Origin of the sequence: Psychrobacter sp. 16-MNA-CIBAN-0192 (assembly GCF_040309565.1) — a bacterium.
Taxonomy (GTDB): Bacteria; Pseudomonadota; Gammaproteobacteria; order Pseudomonadales; family Moraxellaceae; genus Psychrobacter.
On the sequence record NZ_JBEOOX010000568.1, the window covers coordinates 1 to 248 of the forward strand.

The 248-nt window shown below is 50.8% G+C and carries 1 protein-coding gene; it reads right to left on the minus strand.

Annotation, left to right across the window (positions count from 1 at the left end; translation table 11 throughout):
* The coding region (locus tag AAEY78_RS14410; RefSeq protein WP_352340120.1) for an AarF/UbiB family protein at nucleotides 1-248 on the minus strand (248 nt) is incomplete at both ends.

Here is a 248-nt window from a genome sequence, read left to right on the forward strand (position 1 = left end):
GGCTCTTGCCGCCTCTATACGAGCAGATGCCCAATCAGCAAGCTCACGCAATAGCTCAAAATCGGTAATAATGGTAGTACGAATATCAGGGCGTACGACTTTGACAACGACTTCACGACCATCATGCAGCGCAGCAGTATGTACCTGCGCGATAGAGGCTGCGGCTAGAGGCTTGACATCGAAGCGCGCGAATAGGGTGCCAATAGATTGACCTAGCCCATGCTTGCTATCTTCGATTTGAGTGATAG